Here is a 6,381-nt window from a genome sequence, read left to right on the forward strand (position 1 = left end):
CATAAACTTTTGCGCATCATTTTTGGCATATGGAACTCCGGATCGGCCTTTCAAGCTCGCTAAACACTCAAACTGGATGTTAAATCCATTTTTATCTACTTTCCAAGGTAGGTTTATTTCAGTCTGTTCCATTTGGAAAGCTCAAAGGTTATTTTATTGGAGACTTGACTTTGATTAGCTGGTTTAGATGATGTACGATTCTTCAGTGATTCTCTATCAAAGTAACTTCTTTAATATCACTAATTGGGACTGAAATTTCATCTTTGAGACGAATTATCAGATTTTTCTCTTCCCTCCAAGTTCCATGTCTTACACATGTTAAAAAGTACAAACAATATTTTAAAATCAAAAATTTCTTTTGTTCATTATTCAATTTTGATCTATTGAATTGATCAAATACAATATTTTCAACCTTTTGTTTAAAGGTAATAATATATGGTTGGGATTCCTCAGACCATTCTTGGATTGCATTCTTGATGTCCAGTACTTCAAACATATCCTCAATTATTTCAGGCATACGTTCAATATGTGCCACCTCAGTATGTTTGTATATTTGTCCATTTAATAAAAAGCCATTTACACACTTATCAACGACTCCCCTGGAGCCACCTTCTTGCAACCTACTATTTATCATTCGCGCGCGTGCATCTTCTTCTCCATCATAATAAGCAGTCCAATCAATAATTCTACTATCAAATAAAGTTATTAATCGTCCGCCTCGAAATTCAAAATTAAATCCTTTATCCTTCATAAACTTATTTAAAGTAGTCTTTTCCAATAAAGCTTCAAATAAGTTATACAAAGGTTCTTGTTTTATTGATTCAATAGGTCCCATTCTAGTTGTTAAATGATTTATTGTTACTTCATTTATTTTTTTAAAATCCATATTATTTAATATCTGATTTTCTTTGAGAAAAAGTTCTAAATGAATAAATATATTCTGACTTTTTATGAACTCTTCTTTAGAGTACTTACGTCCATGCTTGAGAATAAAATATTTTAAAATTTCTTTTTTGATTCCAATCAATTCTGAAATTGAATCGTATATGCTTTCTTCATTAAATGTGTTAATAATCATTTCTCAACTCCAGTTTTATTTTTACCTTGATCGTATTTCATCTAACGTTCCTGTATTCACGACCCGACGTATGTCGGGTGTCTGGCGGATGCCAGACCGAGGACGAATGTCCGTAGCGTGAATATTATGTTATAGGATGTCAACATCTTCTTCGATTAATCCCACTCTAAAATTCATTTATTATCTGCGTTCTTCTATTATCCATGAGTACTTACTTGCTATTGCATTTGCAATTTCTAAGATCGCTTTTTCTATTTCACTATCAATCATTAGCGGTATGTCTATTTCAATTAAGTTAATTTCCTCTACGCCCTCTAATGTTTCAAAAGCGTAACCTCCATTAGAATTAGCTAAAATTCCTGTGGCTGTTACCGATTCATCATAAATGATTTTGGAGAACCTTAAGTTGCTTATTTTCTTGAACCTTAATGATTGAATAAAGAATTGTTCAACATCAACAGTTTTTATTTTCTTGGCATAGTTTTCATCAGAATATATTTGTAAGTAGTCGTATAAAAAAGAATCCGTCATCTACTGTCACCTCTTCGTTATATACCTTTAGACAAATTCAGTTTGCTTTGAACTCACTTACTTTTTGATTTTATATATGCTTTGTTGATTTCCTATAACGTTCCCGTATTCATGACTCGACGTATGTCGAGTATCCGGCGAATGCCAGATCAAGGATGAATGTCCGCAGCATGAATATTATGTTAGATGAAGTTAGTTAACCTAATTAAGACCTAGTGCATGTTTTAAATGACTTCTTACAGCATCTTCTGTCTTATCAACAAGATGTTTAATGAAGTCTAAATGTGATTCTACATATCTTTTTTGAATGGTTTTTTCGGCAGATGTTCGATGTGCAATTGCCCCTCTAGTTTCTATGAACTTGTCTAATCTATCACAGGCTTTATTACTTGACTGTTTATGTCTTTTCCACTCTTTTGTAATATCTTCAATGCCAAAAACTTCAGCGTAAATATTTTTGACATTTACTGACTTTGGAGTATTTAAATTTCCAATGTACTTTTTCAAAGTATCGCTTTTATGCCTTAATAAAACTCCCTTCCACCCATCTGCAGCTAAATCCCAAACCTCTCTTTTATCTTGACTCGAACGTAATCTTTCACTTGCTAGTAGCCTCACTTTAGAAGGCACTTGATTATATTCTGTGCAGTTATTTAGCAAGAAATCAAATGCTTCTTCACATAGATCTTCTATAAAAGCTTCCCAACAAGCTGTTATCAGAACAACTGCACTTTTATTTAAAACTTCTAACCCAACTCTTCTGCCAGTGCCATATCCTCCGATCATTGTATGAATATCAATTAAATTTTCAATGTCTTCTTTATTGGAATTGAAAATAGATTTAGCTCTAAATGCGGTCTGTAATGTCACTTTAAACACCTCAATATTTATTATTAGTTTTCGGCTAATTTCATCTAACGTTCCCGTATTCACGACTCGACGCATGTCGAGTGTCTGGCGACTGCCGGACCAAGGGCGTATGCCCGCAGCGTGAATATTATGTTAGATGATGTCGCGTTTGTTTTCGATTATGAGAAAATGTAATATCGCTTGGTCCTAAAATAGAAAAAAGCGGTAGTCTTAAACTAAAACTACCGCCATGTTATTAAGTTAAAATTCTTATTAGTTTGATGATTTAGGTGTGTATTTGAGTTTCATTGCTCGATTATCTTTACTCTGAAATCAATATTTGAAGTTCACCTTTTACTAAGTTCGGTGAATGCTTAGACGAAATTTCATATTTAATTTTATCGGGAATGCTATTCATAATAATCTTAGATGGAAAGAATTTCGATGTTCCATGTTTAATATAATTTGTGTTATAAGCAATAACGTCTGTGTTTTCCCGCTCATGAATATTATAGCAAAATATTGAAGCAAACTTAAAACGATATTTGTTCCGTTTCCTCTTCATTTTCTCTTCATATGAATCGAGTACTGAAGGAACTTCAAAATATGCTGAAGACACTGGACGATTATCATAATCCGAAATGAAAGGATTATTTTGACTAGTGTACAAGAAATCAAAAAATGAATCTCCCATTTCAATTACCTCGTCGTCAGGATCGGGCAATTGATTAGGCAAACAAATACTTCCTTTAGGAAAGAATAATCTGACATCCACATCTTCATCAAACTTCGTTCCTTTATTAATCAACACCAAATCGACAAAATACTTACTGTCCAGTATACCAAAGAACTTTTTAAATTCTTCAAATTTTTCTATCTCCCAGTATAACTTCCTAATCAGTCTATATTTTTCTTTCTCATCATCTGTCCCGCTCAACTCAGGAGTTTTGGCTCCTCCAAAAGGAGGATTAAAAACAACTCTTTGTCTTTTCAATTCCCCGATATGGAAGAAATTATTATCGTATATCAACGATTCTCTTTCCATAAAATTCGTTATTGTGGATTTGAATACTTCAGGAAATCCCGCTGGTTCCAACATGGATATACCTGAAGTTTTGAATTGACTCATAAGGTTCTGCATATTATTTGATCCTACAAAATCAGTCTTCACTGCTTCATTCTTCTTTACAAAAGGAATAGAAATGGCACTTATTTGTTCAACCATTTCTTTAGAATTTTGTAATGTATCTTCCATGAACTTAGAATGTAGATAATCACTTTTATAAGCAGTTGCTATATCTGCAACTTCATCCTTAACTAGTCCTGCAATAGAAAGAGCGCTATTCTCATTTTCAGATTTCACTTCGCTCTCCTCTTCTTTCTTAACTTTCAAAAAATGCATGGAAAGATGATCAAAAAGAAGATCTCGGAAATCTTCTTTTGCTGAATACGGCCAATAAATGCCTCTATCTTTGTACTTCCCTCTAAATTTTATTACTTTATCAAACTGATCTCTATCTACTTGAGAGGGTGGTTTTGCTACATCACTGAAATAGAGAAACACTTGTTTGTCCAACTTCAGCAACTCCTCAATTTCTTCTTCTGTTCCTGAACCGTAGTTTTCTGTAGGAGTTCCGAATTTTGTCCAAAAAACTCCTATTGCTAGATCACACTCAAGTACAAATTGTTTATTGAGTAGCTCCTGTGGCTTGCCCCCTGACTCAGGATAAGAATCGGTAGACCAATGTTTTGCGTTTAAAATAATACCTTTGTCTGCTCCCAAGGCTCTATTAAATCGCTCAATACATTCCTTGATTATCTTTATTTCATCAGATACCTCAGATGTACATGAAATGAGTATGTCATACTGCAACAGATTTTTAGGCATTTCAACCTTCCTTTTATCATGAAATTTTATATAAAAAATGTAATAAAATCAAAAAGGTGAATCCACTTAATTCTCCTTATCTTGCAGGTTAAATATTCATTCAATTTTTCAGAGTCTATTAATGTGAAATTAAAGGAATCTATAATTTTTATCTTCGTTGATTAAATCGTACCATGACACAGATTGTTCTGCTACGATTATCACAAAGTTTTAGTATGCTCTTTTGGGTATGATTCAACTCATTCATTATAGTCGTTTAGAATCTCCCTTGCTCTTTTAAATTTCCAAAAATTAAGATCTCACGAATCATTCTTATTATAGATCTAGACCTTCATTAAAGTAACTTTATAAAATCATTAATCTATACAATTAATTCACATTTTTTATCTTTGATAATTAAAATCCTTCGTATGTGTTTGATCTTTAGCGATTTCATCTAACGTTCCTGTATTCACGACTCGATGCATGTCGAGTGTCTGGCGAATGTCAGACCCAGGACGAATGTCCGCAGCGTGAATATTATGTTATAGGAAGTGATCTTCTCCCTGAAATCGCTAGTTATCATTAGATTTCTTTAATAATTCTCTATACTTTTCTACGAACTCATTTATAGATTTTATAAGTGGTTTCAAATCATCGTTTACAGTTATCACTAAATACTGTCCAGGATGCTGTTCACCGTTTTTGTGAACTATTAAATTTCTAACTCTTTGAAATTTCTTAATCCTTCTATACCAACTGTTTGCATTTATATTGTTGGATTTAAAAGTTTCATTTACATAAGTCAATAAGTTATTAAAAGAATCTTCTTTTTCAAGAATTCTCTTTAGGTAATCCTCAAAAACAACAATGATATGAGTAAATATTGAATAGATATGTATTCTAGCTTCAGCATAAGCATTTTCACTAGAAATCTTCATAAGTCCAGCAGCTTCACTCATATTATCCTTCAAATCAGTGAAGAATGGAGGAATACTATTCATTTCTATTGTTAGTTCAATTTCGTTCTGCTTTACTTGATTCTCCTCTCTCAATTCTTCAAAATTGACTTTATCAAGTACCTCTGAGATAAGATTTTTAAAGGGCAATGAATTATTAATGTGGTCTAAAGTAATATCAAAGGCTTTATCCATATCTTGCCTGATACTATTTTTGAATCTCTCCATATATCTTTCAATTGTTTCTAAGTTTTTGTTTAACTGCTCTGTATGGACTTCAAACGAGCTATTCATATATTGCTCCTCCATTTGAATGGCTATAACTGTTTGATCATTTCCTATAACGTTCCTGTATTCATGACCCGACGCATGTCGGGTGTATGGCGTATGCCAGACCAAGGACGAATGTCCGCAGCGTGAATATTATGTTATGCGCAGTACCCTCTTCTCTGAATGATCCTTCATACACTAGTTTTTTATCCAATATCTTTTTATTACGTTTCCATCATCTTCTATAAAATCTGCATCTGGTGTACCCCCATTTTTTATGATTGTTTTTTCAGATGCTATATTGACTGCGTCACAAACGACTAAGACTTCACTTATCCCTAATTTCCTTGCTTCCTTTAGAGCAAGTTCCAATAAAATTGTGGCATAACCTTTTTTCCTTTGTGTTGGACAAATACCATATCCAATATGTCCACCCGCATTATTTAGATATTCCGTCAATCTGTGCCTTATATTCACTGCACCTAACACTTTGTTGTCTTGATTAACCAGCCAGTAGGTTGAATCTGGAACCCATCCTTCGGGCAACCCATAACCCTGTTCATTGTCCGATAAAGACTTCAACATGCTTTGAAAGTCGCTTGGATCTTTACTAATGACCCAAGGGACCATATCCTCACCCGATTCAATCCATTCTTGATAAAATGATAAATATTCATCTTTCAATTCCATTTGGGGTTTTACTAATTTTAATTCACTCATGATTATAGATTCCTTTTTTAATTTATATTTTAGGGTATTGCGCATAACGTTCCTGTATTTACGACCCGACGCATGTCGGGTGTCTGGCGAATGCCAGACCAAGGACG

General features: G+C 33.4%; 6 protein-coding genes. All 6 read right to left on the reverse strand.

Annotated elements, in window-relative coordinates; translation table 11 throughout:
- Positions 1–202: 202 nt before the first annotated feature.
- The 6 genes from QWJ34_RS26840 to QWJ34_RS26865 all read right to left on the reverse strand — a co-directional run bounded on the left by QWJ34_RS26840 (position 203) and on the right by QWJ34_RS26865 (position 6,274).
- Positions 203–1,078 carry a hypothetical protein gene (locus QWJ34_RS26840; RefSeq protein ID WP_302732209.1) on the reverse strand — a complete coding sequence of 292 codons (876 nt, stop codon included), beginning with the start codon at positions 1,076–1,078 and terminating at the stop codon, positions 203–205.
- Between the two features lie 180 nt (positions 1,079–1,258).
- The gene (locus QWJ34_RS26845) at positions 1,259–1,609 is read right to left on the reverse strand and encodes a hypothetical protein (protein ID WP_302732210.1); all 351 of its coding nucleotides are present in this window, start codon (positions 1,607–1,609) and stop codon (positions 1,259–1,261) included.
- Between the two features lie 201 nt (positions 1,610–1,810).
- Entirely contained in the window at positions 1,811–2,542 is a 732-nt protein-coding gene (locus QWJ34_RS26850; protein WP_302732211.1) for a HEPN domain-containing protein, read from the reverse strand.
- Between the two features lie 238 nt (positions 2,543–2,780).
- Entirely contained in the window at positions 2,781–4,346 is a 1,566-nt protein-coding gene (locus QWJ34_RS26855; RefSeq protein WP_302732212.1) for a hypothetical protein, read from the reverse strand.
- 554 nt (positions 4,347–4,900) lie between these two features.
- Positions 4,901–5,578 carry a hypothetical protein gene (locus QWJ34_RS26860; RefSeq protein WP_302732213.1) on the reverse strand — a complete coding sequence of 226 codons (678 nt, stop codon included), beginning with the start codon at positions 5,576–5,578 and terminating at the stop codon, positions 4,901–4,903.
- Between the two features lie 174 nt (positions 5,579–5,752).
- Positions 5,753–6,274: a GNAT family N-acetyltransferase gene (locus tag QWJ34_RS26865; RefSeq protein ID WP_302732214.1), complete on the reverse strand. Its 522-nt coding sequence runs from the start codon at positions 6,272–6,274 to the stop codon at positions 5,753–5,755.
- Positions 6,275–6,381: the final 107 nt, after the last annotated feature.

Source organism: Saccharibacillus sp. CPCC 101409, assembly GCF_030518235.1.
Taxonomy (GTDB): Bacteria; Bacillota; Bacilli; order Paenibacillales; family Paenibacillaceae; genus Saccharibacillus.

Coding starts and splice junctions, on each gene's coding strand:
- QWJ34_RS26840 (WP_302732209.1), bottom strand. CDS start 1,078: ATGATTATTAACACATTTAATGAAGAAAGCATATACGATTCAATTTCA.
- QWJ34_RS26845 (WP_302732210.1), bottom strand. CDS start 1,609: ATGACGGATTCTTTTTTATACGACTACTTACAAATATATTCTGATGAA.
- QWJ34_RS26855 (WP_302732212.1), bottom strand. CDS start 4,346: ATGCCTAAAAATCTGTTGCAGTATGACATACTCATTTCATGTACATCT.
- QWJ34_RS26860 (WP_302732213.1), bottom strand. CDS start 5,578: ATGAATAGCTCGTTTGAAGTCCATACAGAGCAGTTAAACAAAAACTTA.
- QWJ34_RS26865 (WP_302732214.1), bottom strand. CDS start 6,274: ATGAGTGAATTAAAATTAGTAAAACCCCAAATGGAATTGAAAGATGAA.